The organism is Hydrogenophaga sp., from assembly GCF_025699295.1.
In the GTDB taxonomy this organism is placed as follows: domain Bacteria; phylum Pseudomonadota; class Gammaproteobacteria; order Burkholderiales; family Burkholderiaceae_C; genus Hydrogenophaga.
The window spans coordinates 181,775-198,867 of record NZ_JAILWB010000008.1 but is presented as its reverse complement, the minus strand read 5'-3'; the positions used below and the strand labels follow the sequence as shown (position 1 = coordinate 198,867).

The 17,093-nt window shown below is 60.6% G+C and carries 18 protein-coding genes; 15 read left to right on the top strand and 3 right to left on the bottom strand.

Annotated features, from left to right (window positions below; all coding sequences use genetic code 11):
* The first annotated feature begins 129 nt into the window (after positions 1 to 129).
* From K5880_RS10555 to K5880_RS10510, 10 genes are all read left to right on the top strand, one after another.
* Positions 130 to 1,878 carry a PRTRC system ParB family protein gene (locus K5880_RS10555; protein ID WP_297651456.1) on the top strand — a complete coding sequence of 583 codons (1,749 nt, stop codon included), beginning with the start codon at positions 130 to 132 and terminating at the stop codon, positions 1,876 to 1,878.
* 104 nt (positions 1,879 to 1,982) lie between these two features.
* On the top strand, positions 1,983 to 2,495 hold the full coding sequence (locus K5880_RS10550) for a PRTRC system protein E (RefSeq protein ID WP_297651454.1): 513 nt from the start codon (positions 1,983 to 1,985) through the stop codon (positions 2,493 to 2,495).
* Positions 2,496 to 2,506: 11 nt separating this feature from the next.
* The gene (locus K5880_RS10545; RefSeq protein WP_297651452.1) at positions 2,507 to 2,923 is read left to right on the top strand and encodes a PRTRC system protein C; all 417 of its coding nucleotides are present in this window, start codon (positions 2,507 to 2,509) and stop codon (positions 2,921 to 2,923) included.
* Between the two features lie 343 nt (positions 2,924 to 3,266).
* Positions 3,267 to 3,830: a hypothetical protein gene (locus K5880_RS10540; protein ID WP_297651450.1), complete on the top strand. Its 564-nt coding sequence runs from the start codon at positions 3,267 to 3,269 to the stop codon at positions 3,828 to 3,830.
* A 113-nt stretch (positions 3,831 to 3,943) separates the two neighbouring features.
* A complete protein-coding gene (locus K5880_RS10535; protein ID WP_297651448.1) occupies positions 3,944 to 5,038 on the top strand; it encodes a hypothetical protein in 1,095 nt (364 codons plus the stop codon).
* Positions 5,039 to 5,191: 153 nt separating this feature from the next.
* The gene (locus tag K5880_RS10530; protein WP_297651446.1) at positions 5,192 to 6,316 is read left to right on the top strand and encodes a PRTRC system protein F; all 1,125 of its coding nucleotides are present in this window, start codon (positions 5,192 to 5,194) and stop codon (positions 6,314 to 6,316) included.
* Positions 6,306 to 7,064: a PRTRC system protein B gene (locus K5880_RS10525; protein WP_297651445.1), complete on the top strand. Its 759-nt coding sequence runs from the start codon at positions 6,306 to 6,308 to the stop codon at positions 7,062 to 7,064. The genes K5880_RS10530 and K5880_RS10525 overlap by 11 nt, the downstream gene beginning before the upstream one ends.
* Positions 7,064 to 7,690 (top strand): PRTRC system protein A, encoded by a 627-nt coding sequence (locus K5880_RS10520; protein WP_297651443.1) that lies wholly within the window; start codon positions 7,064 to 7,066, stop codon positions 7,688 to 7,690. Before K5880_RS10525 ends, K5880_RS10520 begins: the two co-directional genes overlap by 1 nt.
* Positions 7,687 to 8,559: a PRTRC system ThiF family protein gene (locus K5880_RS10515; RefSeq protein ID WP_297651441.1), complete on the top strand. Its 873-nt coding sequence runs from the start codon at positions 7,687 to 7,689 to the stop codon at positions 8,557 to 8,559. The genes K5880_RS10520 and K5880_RS10515 overlap by 4 nt, the downstream gene beginning before the upstream one ends.
* A 166-nt stretch (positions 8,560 to 8,725) precedes the next feature.
* The gene (locus tag K5880_RS10510) at positions 8,726 to 9,427 is read left to right on the top strand and encodes a hypothetical protein (RefSeq protein WP_297651439.1); all 702 of its coding nucleotides are present in this window, start codon (positions 8,726 to 8,728) and stop codon (positions 9,425 to 9,427) included.
* 13 nt (positions 9,428 to 9,440) lie between these two features.
* On the opposite strand, the gene K5880_RS10505 is transcribed toward K5880_RS10510, so the two are convergent.
* The 3 genes from K5880_RS10505 to K5880_RS10495 form a co-directional block, all read right to left on the bottom strand.
* Entirely contained in the window at positions 9,441 to 9,653 is a 213-nt protein-coding gene (locus K5880_RS10505; protein WP_297651437.1) for a hypothetical protein, read from the bottom strand.
* On the bottom strand, positions 9,653 to 11,434 hold the full coding sequence (locus K5880_RS10500; protein ID WP_297651435.1) for an ATP-dependent helicase: 1,782 nt from the start codon (positions 11,432 to 11,434) through the stop codon (positions 9,653 to 9,655). The genes K5880_RS10505 and K5880_RS10500 overlap by 1 nt, the downstream gene beginning before the upstream one ends.
* Positions 11,435 to 11,535: 101 nt before the next feature.
* Positions 11,536 to 12,384, bottom strand: coding sequence for a hypothetical protein (locus K5880_RS10495; RefSeq protein ID WP_297651432.1), 849 nt, complete (start codon positions 12,382 to 12,384; stop codon positions 11,536 to 11,538).
* Between the two features lie 387 nt (positions 12,385 to 12,771).
* Here K5880_RS10495 and K5880_RS10490 point away from each other — a divergent pair, with 387 nt between their 5' ends.
* From K5880_RS10490 to K5880_RS10470, 5 genes are all read left to right on the top strand, one after another.
* Positions 12,772 to 13,878 (top strand): hypothetical protein, encoded by a 1,107-nt coding sequence (locus K5880_RS10490; protein ID WP_297651430.1) that lies wholly within the window; start codon positions 12,772 to 12,774, stop codon positions 13,876 to 13,878.
* Positions 13,879 to 14,317: 439 nt separating this feature from the next.
* Positions 14,318 to 14,452: a hypothetical protein gene (locus tag K5880_RS10485; RefSeq protein WP_297651428.1), complete on the top strand. Its 135-nt coding sequence runs from the start codon at positions 14,318 to 14,320 to the stop codon at positions 14,450 to 14,452.
* A 291-nt stretch (positions 14,453 to 14,743) separates the two neighbouring features.
* Positions 14,744 to 15,451, top strand: a complete 708-nt coding sequence (locus K5880_RS10480; protein ID WP_297651426.1) for a hypothetical protein — start codon at positions 14,744 to 14,746, stop codon at positions 15,449 to 15,451.
* Positions 15,381 to 16,355 (top strand): AAA family ATPase, encoded by a 975-nt coding sequence (locus tag K5880_RS10475; protein ID WP_297651424.1) that lies wholly within the window; start codon positions 15,381 to 15,383, stop codon positions 16,353 to 16,355. The genes K5880_RS10480 and K5880_RS10475 overlap by 71 nt, the downstream gene beginning before the upstream one ends.
* 8 nt (positions 16,356 to 16,363) lie before the next feature.
* Complete coding sequence (locus K5880_RS10470; RefSeq protein WP_297651423.1) at positions 16,364 to 17,092, top strand: hypothetical protein; 729 nt, start codon at positions 16,364 to 16,366, stop codon at positions 17,090 to 17,092.
* Position 17,093: the final 1 nt, after the last annotated feature.

The window sequence follows — 17,093 nt, the reverse complement described above, 5'->3', positions numbered from 1 at the left end:
CGATAGAATGACCTCCAACCCCTCGCGTACGTGAGGAAAGCGCACGTCCTGTGCGCCACAAGCCAACCCTCTCTGGGATTCTTCGAGTCCCTTAGCGGGCCGTGGAATCCCATTTTTTTTGGAGATTCCATGGAAAGTACCAACCCCCAAGTCGCGCAGAGCCGCCTCATCCCTGTTTCGCAGGTGAAGGAGGGCTTCAACTATCGTCGCCGGTACAACCCGGAGAAGATGGCCAGCCTGCGGGAAGACATCAAAGCGCGAGGACTACTCCAGCCTGTGGTGGTTCGACAGCTCGCCGACGACAGCTACCAGCTGATCGCTGGCGGTCGCCGCTTCAAGGCAGTGGTGGCCGAGTTCGGCCCAGAAGCAATGATCAAGGCCGAAGTCAGTGTCATGTCAGACGCCGAGGCGACGGCGGCCATGCTGGCGGAAAACAACGAGCGTGAGGATCCCTCGGTCATCGAAGATGCCGAAGGCGCCATGCGCATGTTGGGGCTGTGCAAGGGCGACCGCGAGGAAGCCGCGCGCCGCCTGGGCTGGGGCCGCAACAAACTCGATCGTCGCCTTGCGGTGATGAACGCCACGCAAGAGGTGCGCGACGCCTACCTGGAGGACAAGATCCTGGTGGGCCACGTGGAGATCCTCGCCGCGTTGCGCAAAGAAGTGCAGGCCAACGTGCTTGCCAAACTGCTCGCTGCGCAGGGAAAGATCACCGTTGAGCAGCTCAAGGCCGCGGCCGAACAGTCGCTGCTGAGTCTGGAAGCGGCGATCTTCGATCGAGCCGATTGCACTGGATGCCAGTACAACACCGGCATGCAACAGTCGATGTTCGAGACCTCGTTCAGTGGCTCACGCTGTACGAACAAGGAGTGCTACTCGGACAAGACCGAAGACGAGCTGCAAAAGCGCGTCAAGGCGCTTGCCGACACCTACCAGGTGGTGCGAATCGTCCGACCGGGCGAGAACGCAACCCTGCAGCCCGTGCGCGCAGATGGTGTGAAGGGGCTGGGTGAAGAACAGGCAAGGGCCTGTCGCACCTGTGGTGACTTTGGCGCGTGCGTTTCAGCGGTTCCGGACAAGCTGGGCCTCGTCTACAAGGACGTGTGCTTCAACAAGACCTGCAACGATGAGAAGGTGGCGATCAACGTCAAGGCACTCAAGGATGCGCAGGCAGCGTCCGCACCGGCAGGCTCCGCCGAGAAGGAGGAGCATGCGGGAGCGGTGCCTGCCAGCAAGGAAACGTCCACAGCACCGACCGAAGCGCCGACCAAGACGTCGAATGCGCCTGCAAAAGCGGCGCCGAAGGTCGTGGCCAGTGCAGAACCGCGAGGGACTGTGAAAGAGTACCGTGAAGCCATCTGGCGCGCGGTGTTCAAGCGAGCAGCTGAGAAGCTGCCCGTGCTTCAGAACCGAGCGTTGCTCGTGGCACTGGCACTGCACAGACCGTCCGATATGGATCGGATGGCCAGTACGGAGGCCATCGAGAAGGCGCTGAACGTCAAGCTCAACACCGAGCTCGACACCAGCAAACTTCTGACCATGCTCCTGGGCCTGGATCAGACCGCGCTGGCGACGGCGCTGCAGCACCTTGCAGCGAACGTCAGCAAGACGGCTCCGATCGCGGATATCACCGGCTACCTCAAGGCGCTGGACATCCGCATCGAGAACTACTGGAAGCTCAACGAGACCTTCCTGGACATCCTCACCAAAACCGAGATTGACGCCGTGTGCATTGAGATCGGCCTGGCGGATGCAGCAGGCAAGCACTACGACAAGCTCAAGAACGGTCCCAAGAAGGACTTCGTCAAGGGCGTGTTGGCAGTTGAAGGCTTCGAGTACAGAGGCAACGTTCCGGCACTTATGCGCTGGGGCAAGTAAGCCAACCCGTTGAGCCCTGACGGCTCAGCAGAAACACCTCCCGATGGGACCCACCTCCCATCAGGGGGGGTGGTTCCTGTCAAACCTCATCACGAGTAGACGACATGAACCTCTTTCAACAATTCGCTCCCCTGGTTGCCGCTGGTGTGACGATTCAGATGAAGCTTTCTGCCAACGGCGAGAAGCTGCAGCTGGACCTGATCCCTGTGGCCAAGGAAAACAAGGCAGGCATCACGCTCACTCCTAAGGCCCTGGTCGCATCGGCGGCCGAGCTCGACGAGCAGCTGCCCGCCTTCTTGGAGACGTACCTGGCCTCGCAACTGACCATTTCCGGTCTGATCGAGCAGTCCCAGGCGGAACTCAAAGCTGCGGAAGATGCTGCCAAGAGCCTCGCTCAGGAAGCCAAGGCTGCGGTCGCCAACAAGTCGACGCCGAAAGCGCCCGGCAAGTCCATGACCAGGCCCTCGGTGCCGGGAAAGAAACCGCGCGATCTCACCGACGGCCTTATGGACGGCGGCGATACCCAAGAAATTGATGAGTCGGGGGATCCGGCCGGTGAGGAGGGCAGCGATGCTCAACCCGCTGGCACTGGCGCTCTGGACGAGTCTCTGTTCTGAGGAGGAAGACCATGCAAGTGCTCAACCTCACGCGCAAGTTTCGCTACAACTCGCTGACGTTGCCCGATCCGAACGAGTCGATGACGCTCGATCAGGTGCGGGAGTTCTACGCGACGCAGTTCCCGGAACTCAACAACGCTGTCACCGAGGGCCCTACGACGGAAAACGGAGTGGCCACTTGGAAGTTCATTCGGGCCGCCGGCGCGAAAGGACGCGTCGAGGCGGCTCCCAGTGCCACGTTGCTGGACGCACGATCGCTCATCGAGCGAGTTGTGACGGCAGGGGCTACCGGTAGCCTGCCCGCGATGGAGATGAAGTCGAACAACGACCGCCAGGCGGCCGCCAGACTGATGACTGTTCTCTCGGACAGCCGCAGCAGTGGGCAGCCGATGGGCATGCCTTCGCAGGCCTTTGGCATCTGGGGCTAAGACCCTGACGCCGGCGCGAACCATGGACATCCATGGGGCGCCGTACGACAACACAACTCATCAAGTGACCCGCCCTGGCCTCGTGCCTCGGCGGGTTTTTTTTTGGCTGCTTGCAGCAGAAGCCCTGCAGCCAACAGTAACCGGAACCAGCAACGTTCGAAACGGGAGATCGATGCAGCCGAACATAGGAAATGGATTTCGTCGCGCGGTGGGGCGTTCGTACTGACTTGCGCGCAGTGCTGACATATGCAACAGTCGATTCTTCATGATTGAGCTTCTGCTGCATTGAGTGCCACAGTCCATGCTTTGCAGATGAGGCCAATTCAGGTGTTCTGGAGCCCGCATGCCAGATGGTTTCATTTTGACGGCGCTGTCCTTCCTGCAGAAGACGTTTGTTGATGCAACTCGGATGGATCGAGAGCGGCGGCATGAGCAAGCGCGGCTTCTGAACGGAATTGCGGACTCAATCGACAGATTGATCAATGCGTCCAAGACAGCGCTGGATCGTATCGAGCAGGAGCGTGGGTCTCCGCCCGACCTGACGGAGGAGTTTCGCGACATGGTGCGTGCTTGTAGCGAGTTGGATTCCTACTGGAGGCTGGCCAAGCCCGCGCAGCAGACTGCGAAACAGCTAGAGCCTTTGTTTGCCCTGACGTTCATCCATCCGGCTGTCTTGATACAGGCGGGTGCTCACCTAAACAGTGATGGGACGGTTTGCATCAATGGGGATCTGTTCGTTGACGATGATGCTCGGGACTCTGCTGCTCGCCAGCTCTTGCCGTTCAGCAAACTCCTGAATGAAGTACACAAGTCTCGGGTTGAGCTTACGAAAATTGCTGCAGAACTTCGAACAACGGCAGTTCTGGTAGAGACAGACACGTTGCGAAGGCCATTGCCCAGGGGTTGAGAGTTCGTGCAACTTCCAGTAGATGCGCCGCGACGCGTGGCGCGTCCATCTGTGAACGTCACCTCTCGGTCGAGTCATAGTCGGCGCAGAAAACTCGAATAGGAGGAGCGCTTATGCCATTACTCCGCACTACAGGCGTCAATGTCGCTCCTGTTGGCATCAACACCGCCGCCGATGACGGGAGCGTAGCGAGCGCGTTCGAGCCCTTGGCGCAGGCGAGTGAATTCGAAACATCCTCTTTGCACTTGGCGTTGACGGCGAGTGCCCTGTACAACGGCCAGCCAGTCAACCTCAATTCAGAGGTGACGGCATGCGGCAGTCAATGTCGAAAAAGCCACTCCGTATCACCTGAGGTGGCGGTCAGTCTTGCCGCTGGTGGGGTGGTGTCCGAGTCAGTTGAGATCCTTCGATTCGCAAAGCATGGCTTTGCGCCTTTGGCGCCTGCTGGGCCTATGAGGCTGGCGGTAGGCCTGGCCAACGTGACTCGGCGCGCCAAGTCACTGCTTGCTGATGAGCCCTATCAGCCGATAGGGGCGCAATGGCTCGTTCACATGGAGGACGGGTTCGTGATGGCGGGCGAAGTCACTCGCTCGTCTCAGACGGCAATGAAATTACGGATGGGTGGGCGGATGATCCTGACCCTCCAGCCTGATGGGGCATCGGCACCACATCGACTTCGGTCTCGCAAAGAGCCCATATTCGAGACCCAGATCCACCATTGGCCGCCAAGAGGCAGCATCCTGGAGTTGGCAAACCCGCCGATTGAGTACTTTGACGAAGGTCAGGTAGATCTGCCAGACGCGAAGCCGGTGATCGTCATAACGGCGAACCAAATTGCGTTCGGCCAGGACCCTGTCACTCTTCTAGAGGTGGAGCCCAAGGTTACGCGCCTAGCCCATGTGACGTCGCCGAATAGCGGTCAGCATGCCGTTCTGATCGAATGGGAAGACGTATCTGGGCAGGTGCGAGCGTCAGGAGACCCGCCAGTAGAGGCTTACAACGTCTACCGCCTCTTCGCTGATGACAGCCATAACGGGTGGATCCTTGCCAGGACGGTGCCGGCGTCTGTTTTGCGGTGGATTGACGAGGGTAACGATGGCTCACGCGAGACTACCTATCTCGTGCTGGCGGCAGCGCGGTACCCTTTTGGCTACCTTTACGAGAGCGGAGTTCAGAACGCCACCCGCATATTGCCGCGGGCGAGGTGAACCTGGTCGGATGACACCAGTGCGCGGGTCTGCGAAAATCCCACCGTCTTCGCACCTTGCGATTTCGCGCGACGCCTAGCCGTTGCGCCTCTACCTACCCATTGGGAACCCGCTTCCCGATGGGGATGTTGGGTTCCCGACTCTGGAGAACCCATGGAAACAATGGAAAGCGCCCCCGCCGCAGTAGCGGTCCCGGGGCTTTTCGTCCTGCCCACGATCTCCCCGGAGATCCCCTACGTGCTGGAGCAGGCATCAGAGCGATCTCGCGTACTTGCACGCTTTGCCCTCGCGGGTGAAGCCTCTGGCGTTGCGCTGCCCGGCGGGCAGATGCAGTCGGTGCAGGAAGTGGTCGCTCAGCAATGGACCGATTTCGTGAGCCAGCGCTATGAAGGTCTCGGGCAAACCCTGCTCGGCCACCCCCGCGTGGAGGTCAGTGACGAGTTGCTGACGATCTACATCGGCGCGGATCAACATCTACCAACCTTCCAGCTCAAGCCGGTGGTCGAGCCCCTTGAGGTCGCCATGGCTGGCTTGGGGTGGTTCGTCAACGAAGTGCTGGAACAGGCCCGTTGTTCGGGGCTGTTCATGTACGACATGGCGATGGTGGCCTATCACCTGGACTACCGTCTAAGCGAGCTTGATGAGTTCACCGACGAATGCTTTGCCCGCTTGCTGCTTGCAGAAGAGGGTGCGCGTGAGTACGAGGACGATTCCCCGGTATCTGAGGACAAGATCGCAGCACTGCGCGAGCAGTACGTGCACTGGCCTTCGGACATTCTGAACAGCGTGGGAGGACACGCCCACCTGCTTGGCACTGTTTCCTACAAGCCAAAAGCCAAGAAGCAAAGAAACGGTCGGCCGGCCAGCACTCGGGCGGTGAAGCGTTGGCTCAAGACCAATGGCAAGCACCCTCAAGCACCGTGTGTGAGTGCGGCCCTGGACGTACACGCTGCGCTCACCAAGAAGGGCGCGCCTGAGTTCGGCTTCTTCCAGGACGAGTACTCGGCCGACATGGAGTCGATCGGCGCTATGTGCTTCTTGGCCTGGGATGACCCGCACCTCCTTTGGGAGACGGCAGCCCACGCGGAGGAGAACAGCTACAACGCCGGCGACGTCGTTGAGGCCTACGCGCGCAAAACCCTGCCCTTGAAGGATGGAGTGACGGACCAGCAACTCGCTGGGCTCGTCGTTCAACTCAAGGACTATCTCAACGCGTGGCATCTGCTCGAGCGGCTGATGTCACACCTTTCCGTCCATGGAGACGACGATGAAATTTGAAGCGGACAGCCTGGGCGATCAGTACAACCTGACCCATGCCCTACTGGTCTACCAGTCGCGCGCAAGCCGAGACGCTTACGCGACGAAGCATCCGATCGAGCTCATGGACGGTAAGCCCATGATTCGACCGGGAAGCCCCCTCACAGAGGGCGATTACAAGGCGCTGATCGAAGGGCTCAAACCCAAGGATCGGCCCAGCATCGAGTGGAACGACCCGGCCATCCTCGCAAGGGGTATGGGGCGGCTCATCTGGTGGACACCGCCGCGCAAGCGCGCGATGTTCTTCAAGGCGAGCAGTCACAGCCTGGTCGAGTTCAGCGGTAAAGGCACCTGTCCCACCCCGGGGCTGGTGTTCATGGCCGCGGCTCGCACGCTGCATGTCTTCGCCTTCAAGGGCGACGCTGCACCGACGAGGCAGACCCAACTGTTTCAAGCCCCGTTCTTCAACGTGTGGTCCAACGGCCAGGTCTGCGTGGGCAACGCCATGCTGCCGGAAGAGGATCAGCGCAACGACCTCGAGGCCTGGGAACGGTTCTTCTTCGGATCGAACTTCACCCACCCGAACTTCCGTCAGAAGGACAGGTTGACCCTCGGGGTTGAGCCCTGCGCCTTTTGGCAGAAGCAACTCAATCGGCCTGCCAAGACGTTCCCCGAGAACGTTCTGGTGGACATCAAACTCAACGTCAACGATCTGTTGGCGCTCGATTTCTATGAGCGCCCGCACGTTCGGGCCGAAGGAGAATTCTGATGAACAACATGGACAAGGCGATCCTGAGCGCCTTCCCGCTTGTGGCGGTACCGACTGCGGAGCCCCTGCAAGAATACGCCGAGCATGGAGTTCGCTTCTTGGTCGGCAAAACCGGCGTGATGCGCGAAGTCAGCCTTCCCTGGCTGCAGATCGTGCATCCGGTGGCAAGTCTCGACGGCGGTCTGCAGCTTCCCTACGGGGAGTTGGAAGCCTCTGTTCGGGTGCGCTGCTCTCGTGTTCCGGCTGATCTGATTCGTCAGTTCACCGCCGACGCGCGCGCAGCGCTTCCGAATGAGGTCGCCGCCGCTCTGATCTGGAACTCCAAGACCAACCAGTGGCGCTATCAGGTTCGCAAGAGCGTGGTCGCCAACGCGGTCTACGTGCAGTTCGAAGAGGTTCGCATGGCGGATAGCGAACACCTGGTGGTGGATTTCCACAGCCACGGAGAGCATCGAGCGTTCTTCTCCGAGGTCGATGATCAAGACGATCACGGCTCCATGAAGTTCAGTGCGGTTCTGGGAAACCTGGATCACGCAACGCCAAGTTCGGCCATCCGGCTCTGCATGGCGGGCCTCTACATGCCAGCGGCGATCAAAGCCGATGGCAGCCTGGAGGTGACGCTGTGAAGCCACGCGATACTCACGTGCTAGACGGAAAGCTGATGACGCGCGCTGTGAAAGTGCTCCTCGTGGGAGCAGGAGGCACAGGTAGTCGAATGCTCGAGAAGCTCGTTGCGCTGCACCGTGCACTGAAGGCGAAAGGTCATCCCAATGGCCTCGATGTGGTGGTTGTGGATCCGGACACGGTGTCTGCTGCCAACATCGGGCGACAGGCGTTCTACCCAAGCGACATCGGCGCATACAAGTGCGATGTCCTGGTCAACAGAGCAAACATGGCGCTGGAGTGCACGAGATGGAAGGCGCAACCGGCCATCCTCGGAACCCGAGCCAGCCTGGATGCCTTCGACCTGGTGATAGGCGCGGTGGACAACCGCGCTGCCCGCCTGGCGATCCTGCGAGGCTTGGAGAACTGTGCGAGCGGCACCCGCTATTGGTTGGACACGGGAAACCGTGCCAACGATGGGCAGGTGGTGCTCGGGCAGGTCACGTCGCGCCGCAAGGTGAAGGACGACCCGAAGCGACTGCCGCACATCGCTGAGTTCTACCCAGATCTCATCGACTCGGCTGCCGAGGACAAGGACAACACGCCATCGTGTTCATTGGCCGAAGCGCTGGAGAAGCAGAGCCTGTACATCAACACGACGGTGTCGGATTTCGCAGCGAATCTGCTGTGGATGCTGTTCACCGAGGGGCGTCTAGATACGCAGGGTGCGTTCATCAACCTCAACCGGATGATGGTGACGCCCTTGCGGATCGACGCCGCGGTGTGGGAACGCTTTGGCATCGTTCGCGATGGCAAGCGCCACAAGGTCGAGAGGCCGTCCGTGGTGGCCAAGCGCAAGAAGAAGCAACATGAGGAGGCCGTCGCGGCTTGACGTGCTGCAGGTTCAACAACACACGGAAAAGGCCCGGGCATTGCGCTCGGGCCTTTTTTTTGAGGGGCTGAGGTGCACATGCCACCACCGCCTTCGACAACCGATCTGGAAGTTTCGAGAGACTCAGATATCTTGAATTCACCTCAACTGTCGAAATGACTCGAACATGACACGTACCAGGAACCTTCTTCTTCTCATCGCCGCGCTGCTGGCAATGCTTCACCTCTCGGCCACGCAGGCCGGCGAACGGCTTTCGGTGGCTGTTGAGGCGGCGGCCTATGGGAAACAAGCCGCGTGGATCAATGCAGCGACCAAGGCTGCAGAGAGGCAAGTCGGGGACACCTGCGTGTTCTACCAGGTCAGAGGCGCCGCCATCGCACTGGGCAAAAGCGTTCCGACCGAAGCGAGAGTGCGGGAAATCGCCAACCGGGTCGAGGCGATCACGGCGTACGGCGACGTCCTGGCGCGCCTTGGCATGCCGGGGAAGTATGTTGGCGGAGCGATGGGTGCGCTGCTGTCCGGGAAGCTAACGCCAACCGCTGAGGCTCACGCCATGATCGTTGGGGGAGTGCGGGCCTCGCGAGTCGTGATCGTGGCGCTCTCTGCGAAGCCAATCTACCGGTACTTGTCGGCCCAACGCCAACTGGACTACACCCCGCCACTGGTGCGACCCCAGAATCATGTCGTTCGTGTGGTCGCGGTGCGAGGAGGGGCGTCCATCGAGCAGCAGATGGTGGTCATCTATGACACCAGTGGCCCCGATCTCGTCTACGAGCTGCCGATGACGGTGCTCATGGAGGGATACAACGCACTCTCAGCGCGAGCGTCCCGAGGCGTCTATGTGAGCGACCAGACTCTTGCAGGGTGATGGCCAGGAATTGCTACGGCGGTGGTGCTTCACCGGCAGGTTTGAGCATCCATGCGCTGTACCAGCCATCGGCTGGAACGCGACCTTCGAGGTAGTCCTGCCACCCCTTGCCACGCGCGCGCTCCACCAATTCGTCAAGTTCCTGGGTGCTGTCAGACTCCAGCACGAGCATGCGGTGTGGCCTGCGCTCGTAGACCATCTCCAGCGGCTCGTGCACCCGGCGCATCAGTTGCCCTTCAATAGAAGCTCCTTGACCTCCTCGTACCGGTGCTTGACCGGGATTCGGGCCTCGGTGACCGTCATATGGGGCTTTCCCGAATACCAGACCATGCAGCGATTCTTCGCACGGGTGAGCGCCACGTACATCAGCCTGCGCTCGGCTTCGTAGTTGGCCACATGCGAGTCGGTGTCGCTCGCGCTGGCATCGATCACGTGCACCGTTTCAAATTCCAGGCCCTTGGAGCCGTGCATGGTCATCAGGACCAGGGGAACACTGTCAAGGTCGCGAGAGCGCGTGCTGACCAGTTTCAGGCGACTGGAGAGGGTTCCGCTCAGGTCGCTGAGGATTCGCGAGCAGATATCGACCAGCTCGGACGTGTGGCGCCGCTTCATCCAGCCGGAATAGAGCGAACCCACCTCCAAGATCACCTCTCGCACCGAACCTGTCACGCCGGTGCGAGATGCACGTAGCTGTTTGCGCCAGTACGCGCAGCTATTGGCAAGCTCCTGCAGGTTCTTGTGGTCCTGGGCTGTCGCATGATCGAGATCCGGCACCTCGCCGTCAAGAAAGGTCGCAGCACTACCATCCATGGAGCGCAGCACCTCAGATTTGAGATCCTCGCTGATGCCGTGGTACTGCATCACACCGAGAACGCCCACAGGCGAGTTGTCCAGCAGCGTTTGCAGGAACGACAGGTAGCCCGCAATGTTAGGGTTGTCCCAGATGCTCTTGCCCAGGCGCATGTACTCCACACCCTCGGCGCGCAGCTCCATCTCGAGCAAGTCCAGGGAGCGGTTCTTGCGCGCCAACACAACCGCATTGGAATGCTGCGCGGGGGTTTCTGCAACCAGCGCAGCCAACTCGCGCGCCTGGTGCGTGGCACTGGCAGTGTTGTATGCGCCGATGCTGCCTCCTTTGCCGCGGCGAGCCACCAGTGTCTTCTCCAGCCGCGCCTTGTTGAGCCCCACCAGCGTGACGGCATGGGACAGGATCTCAGAGCGGCACCGGAAGTTGTCGCCCAGCTCGATGCGCTTGGCCCGAAACGTGTCCATGAACGACTTCATCCCAGCGTAGCCCAAGGCTTGGCGCCACTCGTAGATGGACTGATCGTCGTCGCCCACGATAGTGACGCGGCAGCCGGCGCGCGCGTGCGCAAAGATCCAGTGTTTCTGCAGATCGTCCGTGTCCTGACCCTCGTCTACCAGCATGTCCGTGAACGGCATGGGTGGGATGGTGCCTTCGTGTACGCGTAGCGCACAGTCGCGCATGATTGAGTACAGGTCGGTATGGCCGGTGTCGCGCAGTCGCTCGCTGTAGCGCTGGATAACCCGGTAGACCTCCTCAGGCAAGGCCAGGCTCGAGCGGTCCACCGCATACATGTAGGACTCAAAACCCTGGCGCGCTGCCTTTTGCTCCTCCGCATCGTGGATGAACATGCTCATTGCATCGTTGAGCAAAATGTTCTGCTGCACCGGGCTCAGGACTTTTTGGCGCGGCGTGTGGCGGTAGAGGTGCTTGATCGCGATACTGTGAAACGTCGAGATGATCAGTCGTTCCTCACGGAAGGGGGCGCCACCTGCCTTTTGCTGGGCGGCGTCCAAGCGGCGGCGCATTTCCACGGCCCCTTCCTTGGTGAAGGTCACCATGATGAGGCTTCGCCGCGGATCGGCGAGGATGCGCATGGCCTTGGCGACCGAGGTCGTCGTCTTGCCAGAGCCGGGCCCCGCCACGATGAGCATGTGTCCGTCGTGGTCGATGGCTTGCTGCTGTGCCCGGGTGAAGGCCATGGCTTGTCCTACTGCTGATCAAAGGCCAAAAAAAATGGGCCGCGTTGCCACGGCCCAAAGCTCATCTCTTGGGAGCGAAAGATGAGAAGGGAGAAAACGGGTCAGGCGGTGGTCGTCGCGGCCTTCTTGCGGCCCTTGGTGGCAGCAGAAGCGGCGACGGCCGCAGCCGCAGCGTCATCGATGAGTTGCGATGGATCGGCGTTGCCAATGGCCAGAGCACTGTCGGCCTCGGAGCCCTCGTCTGCACTCGATTCGAATGCAGCGATCTCTTTTCCCTGCTCGGCAACGATAGCCGACATCGAGGGATCAACCTTGCCACCGTTCTTCTGCTCTTCCATGACGCGCTTGGCTTCACGGTAGAGCTTGGCCACTTCGTTCATCAGGATGGAGCGGAACGCGCGGACGGCCTTCTTGCAGATGAACTCGGCTTCGGTGCGTTGCTTGGAGTCGATCACGCCCAGCAGGTTGGCGGTGCCGGCCAGCAGGTTCACACGGTCCAGATCGCTCAGCAGCTGGAAATAGGCACGGGCATGCGAGGCAATCACCGGCACGGTCACCGTCACGGGGTTGGGGAACAGCGAGCTCTCCATCACCACACTGTTCTGCTGCAGCAGCTTCTCCAGGCGGTTGATGGTATTGGTGAACATGATGTTGATGTTCGTGAGCTTCTTGGTGATGACTTCGTTGTAGCGGTCGAGCACCTCAGGGTTGTAGCCACGCCAGCTGCGGTACTGATACTCCAGGTACAGCTGCTTGGACAGGTATGCAAAGTCCCGGCGATAGAAGCGCACCGAAAGGGGGGACTGCAGTTGCATGTTGTCCAGGAAGACAACGGGGCTTTGGAAGTTGCTGGCGAATCCAGCCTCGAAGACTTCCACCAGGGCGCGCTGGCGTGTGGCAGTGATTTGATTGATGGCAGCCAGTTCGGCGGCGCTCGGGGCTTGTGACATGGGAGTGCTCTCCAGCTGTTTGAAAATGTTGAAAGTGACTTTAGGTGCCCAAACAACAGGAGGAGGGGCGATCAACGGCCCCATACCACCCCGAAGACCGGCCCCGGGCGGGGTTGCATCGCAAGACCGGCGTGATAACTTGATCAGACGATGCGCACACAATCTGACCCACTCTTGGGCAAAACAACTCCGCAGACAGTCCCACCCCGTGCGGGGGTCACCCTGGGGCTCTTGGTTGCAGGCGCTGCATTGGGGGCTGTTGCATGGCCCCTGTCGACCTGGGCGGCCGGCCTGAGCATCGTCTTGCCTGTAGCTGTGGCTCTCTGTCGCAGGAAGTGGTCTGCGTTCACCTTGGCCGGTGGCTACTATCTCGGAGCGTTGAGTTCCTTGCCAGTCAGCGCGCTGCAATCACCAATGGTGGGGGCGGATGTTCTGCCGAAACTGACGCTGTGGCTTGGGGGATCGGCGCTCGCCGCGATCATGTGGACGATGGTGGTCGATCCGCGCCGGCGCGCTGGCCACGTGGCGTTGCGTCTGGTGTTGGCTTGGTCGCTCACACTGCTGACGCCGCTGGGCCTCATGGGTGCTGTACATCCAGCCTGGGGCTGGGCCTTCGACGCGAAAGGCTCGTGGGGGCTAGCAACCCTGGTGCTTGGGCCAGTCGTCACTGCGTTCACCGTGTACCACGTGCTGTCTGAGCGTCATCGAACCATCAAGCGCTGGGCATGGCATTCGGCGCGCGGGCTGGCGCTGATCATCGCGTTTGCGGTGATCGGAAAGGGCCTTGGCGACCAAACCGTGGTCCCGCGGCAGGCAGGGCAGGCTGCAGCCGTTCAAAGCAGATGGGGGCGGCTGGGAGAGGCTGGAGCGGTCACCTTGGAGGAGCGGATTGCTCGCACGAAACTTAGTTTGGCAGCGCTCGGCGGCGCAGACGAGCCCGGAGCGAAGGTCGGGCTGGTCCTCACTGGGGTGAATGCTTTCGGGGTGCATCCGGTCGAGGAAGTCGCTTCGTTTGCACGAGAAACGAACCCGGCCACGGATGCGGGAGCGATTGCTTTCGGGATGGGTGTTAGCGTCACTGAAAGCGCCGACGGGGAGGCAGGGATCACGAGAGCGAGGCTGGCGGTAGTCATCTTGCGCGAGGGAGAACAGCCCGTCCTCATGTGCGCAACGGACCCGAGAAACCTAGTTTTCGACTGGCCTGGACCGCATTGCCTCCGGAACGAACGCATCGTTGCGGTGGCCCCCTTGGGTACGGCGGGTGGCTTGCAGCAAACGATGCGCCTGGTGATCGCTGACGAAGCGCTGCCAGGGGGCGCGCTTCTCTTGAAGCAGCTTACAAAGCCGGCGCATTCGCTCGCACTCGTCACCTCCTCGGCAGGGGCGGGGGAAGCCCTTGCCGCGCGCGTACAGGCGAAACACTTCAACGCGCTGGCCATGGTCACCGGTGTTCCGCACATGATGGCCACGAACACACTGAGCCGGATCGATTGACCTCGATCAGGGGTGGCCGAATAATGCAACGGCCTTCTGGTTACCAGCGGCGGTGCAGATGGGACACCTAAACATTCAGATCAATAACTGCCCTCGGTAGATCACTGGGAGCCGCTCGCAAGAGCAACAGCAATGATGGTCGAGGCCCTACGGGTCTCGCGTGGCGGGGGCTTCGGTCCCCAGTCCATGTTACTTGCCTGGTCCTTGGATAGAATTCACGCACGGGAAAGACGTGACGGCTTGATGGTTTGAGCCGTGACGTCTTCCTCGACGTAGTCGAAAGAAACGTAGCTGCAAAGCTCCGTTGCGTGCCACCTGCACGCGTTCAACTGATGTTCCCACTCCGGTGAGTTCATCGCATCGAAACTTCCCATCTGGGCAATTCCATTGCCCGTTGGGTGCGGATTGCTTGGTGGGTCTTCCTTTTCTGGAGAGTCCCATGAAAGCAGTTCTGCTGGTCGTCGCTTCGCTGTTGGTCGCCTACTTCGCTATCGGCACCGGCACTGCTGGTTCCACCAAGATCCAGGATCGTCATTCTCAGATCGAGAAGGTTCTGGAAGAGGCAGGCAAGTGATCAACATCGCTTGCTGAGAAAAGGGAAGGGCTCTTGCCCTTCCTTTTTTTTCATCCCTACACGCACTTTTTTCGCTCACGCGTGAGAACTGCTGAGGGCATTGGCCTGCGCCCATGCCATGAGCACTTCTCGATGCAAGTCGAGCAGCGCTGGTCTTAGTGCCAGCATTCACCAAGCGGTCACACCGCATTCATCCACCCCGCCGGGACAAGCTCCCGGCTGGGGGCTTTTCCGGCACACCAGCTGGAAGCTCGATGGACACATACATCGCCGGCATCTGGGAGAGATCCTATGAGCGCCGCAGCGACTGACCCCACGCAGCAATACCGACAGCTTCACCTGCCGATGTTCCTCAGCCACGAAATCGAGGCTGTTGAGCAGGCCATGCTCGCGATCGAGCAGCGCAAGGACAAAGCCCATCGCCGCGACGGTGCCACCAGGACCTTTCGGGTCAGGGAGGCAACAGCGGACGCAGGCCTGTTCGATGCGATTGACGATCGCCTGCTGGACATCCCACTTGGCGGACCCAGAGACGGCAACGAACTGAACTGTGATGTGGACCCTTTGCGGGTCAATGTCATCGAACAGATCGAAGCGCTCGACGGTGAGTCCGAAGAGTGGTCCGATGCCGCCATTGAGGAGCTTCACGAGGTAGTCCTGCACTACTCGCTGAGGTTGCTTCAGGCCCGCGGCAACGGCGCAGAGAAGAAAGAGGTCCTGCAGTGGATCTTCGCTCCCACCACCATGGTTGCCGTCCTCCAGGACGAACACATGCAGCCTGTTGAGGCAATCCTGCCTCAATCCGCAACACCTTTCTCGTTTGAACAGTGCTGCCGCATCTGCGGCTACAGCCCTGAGCGACTGCAGGACGGCTTAGTCCCCGTCCTCAAAGAGATTGGCCTTGGAAATGTCTTTAAGGAACTTTTCGATGGAAAACAAAACACCCGCAATCCAGAAGTACAACGTGCGAACGACCTTCGGGTTGGCGGAAGCACCTGAGCACGCTGCGATTCCTGGCCTTGTGCCTGGTCTCGAAGGCGTGCCACCCACGGACCCGAGCTATGTCTTCGATGCTGAGCGCATGCGCCAGCTGACGATGTTCTGGGTCGGCGGGTTCAAAGCCCTCCTGATCGAGGGTGACCCAGCAGCGGGCAAGACCTCGCTGATCGAACAGTGGCACGCTCGTCTGAACGTGCCGCTCTACAAGGTGCCCTGCTCGCCCACGACGGAGAGCTTCCGCCTGATTGGTCAGCTGCTGCCGACCGAAGATGGACGCCTCGCTTGGAAGGACGGGCCGGTGGTGAAAGCTTGTCGTGATGGCACCTCGGTGCTGCTCGATGAGTACAACACGCTGGACCCCGGCGAGGCAACTGGCCTGAACATGCTCTTGGAGGGCTACTCGTGGACGATCCCGGAGACGGGTGAAACCATCACGCCCGCGCCGACGACTCGCTTCTTCGGTACCCAGAACGCCGTTGATAGCCGCGTATCTGTGTCTGGCCGAAACGTCCAGGACACCGCCAACGATGATCGGTGGTCCTACATGGAAGTGGACTACCTCAAAGCCGAACTCGAAGAGGCCTTGGTGCTGCGTCACTTGCTCGCGGGCAAGGTAGACAAGGCCATCGCTGAACCAATCGCGAAGGTATGCGTGCGCGTTGCCAACTCGGTGCGCCAGGCATTCCGCGACGATGCGCCTGGCGTGGACAAGCCCTTGTCGACACGCGCTGTGCTTCGCTGGGCTAAGTACACGGTGATGTTCCAGAGCGTGATGAAGGCACAGGGTCGAAGCGGATTGCACTACGCGATTCGCCAAGCCGTGCGCATGAGCTCTTCGATGGCGAAGGCCGTCAACGAGCAGATCACGTTGCTGGCAGGTTACGACGAGAACCTGAACAGCTGAGGCCTGACATGAACCAGGTCTTTGATGTTTACACGCACAGCACCAAGGGACAGTGGGGCTTCAGCGCCGTTGGCGCCGAGGTCTGGACCGCCGAGATCAAGCCCGAGAAGGCGTTGAAGCTCGAACGTGTCGAGGCCATCAAGCTGGGCGCACTGTTGACCAAACGAGTCCGCATGGGCTACGTGCGGATGACGCGCGCCAAGTACCTGCACCAGACGCTCTCCGACGATGGGGAAGTGTTCGGTGAGTTCAACGAGGTCCATCCGGACGTATGTGCGGCCTCGGGAGAGTCGCTGGTGTTGATGGTGCCGAAGCCCTTCGGGGATACGGCGCTGGAGCTGATCACGGTGTGGGAAACCACACTGCAAGCAGTCAGCGGCGTCAGCGAGCAAGCAAGTCAATGGCTCAAGCGCCAAGAACGAGCACAACAGTACCTCACGGCGTTCGACAACCACCCAGCCCTTGCGCTGGTGCTGGCGGACTGGGCCTTGAGGAATCGGCAGATCGTCCTTTCTCAGAAGGGCGTTGTGCCGCAGAGAGCACCTCAGGAGGACCCGATGGCATGGAAGCAGTTCCTGTCCAACTGGTTCACCGAGGAGCGGGTTCAGAACGCATTGGAGCAGTTGCAGTGGTCGCTACGCGACGCAATGCTGCGCCCTGTGGTCGCCCCCGTGACCAACGACAACGCTGACCAAGCCAACAGCTGGATTGCTGAGGCGGGGATGGCAGCCTTTTAAT